General features: G+C 62.5%; 1 protein-coding gene. It reads left to right on the top strand.

Translation table 11 applies throughout. The features are described from left to right. The coding region (locus FUT88_RS24660) for an Hsp70 family protein (RefSeq protein ID WP_147219133.1) at positions 1-536 on the top strand (536 nt) is incomplete at both ends.

Here is a 536-nt window from a genome sequence, read left to right as displayed (position 1 = left end):
GCATGACGCGTATGCCGAAGGTGCAGGAAAAGGTGAAGGAGTTCTTCGGCAAGGAAGCTCGCAAGGACGTGAACCCGGACGAGGCCGTTGCCGTGGGCGCTGCCATCCAGGGTCAGGTGCTGGGCGGTGACCGTACCGACGTGCTGCTGCTGGACGTGACGCCGCTGTCGCTGGGCATCGAAACGCTGGGTGGCGTGATGACCAAGATGATCGGCAAGAACACGACCATCCCGACCAAGTTCTCGCAGACGTTCTCGACCGCGGACGACAATCAGCCGGCCGTGACGATCAAGGTCTATCAGGGCGAGCGTGAGATGGCCTCCGGCAACAAGCTGCTGGGCGAATTCAACCTGGAAGGCATTCCGCCGGCACCGCGCGGCACGCCGCAGATTGAAGTGTCGTTCGACATCGACGCCAACGGCATCCTGCACGTGGGCGCCAAGGACAAGGCGACCGGCAAGGAAAACAAGATCACGATCAAGGCAAGCTCCGGCCTGTCGGAAGCCGAGATCGAGCGCATGGTGAAGGACGCCGAG

Source organism: Ralstonia sp. TCR112 (assembly GCF_007997035.1).
Taxonomy (GTDB): Bacteria; Pseudomonadota; Gammaproteobacteria; order Burkholderiales; family Burkholderiaceae; genus Ralstonia; species Ralstonia edaphi.
The sequence above is the reverse complement of the archived record's forward strand: the minus strand, read 5'-3'. Positions and strand labels throughout refer to the sequence as shown.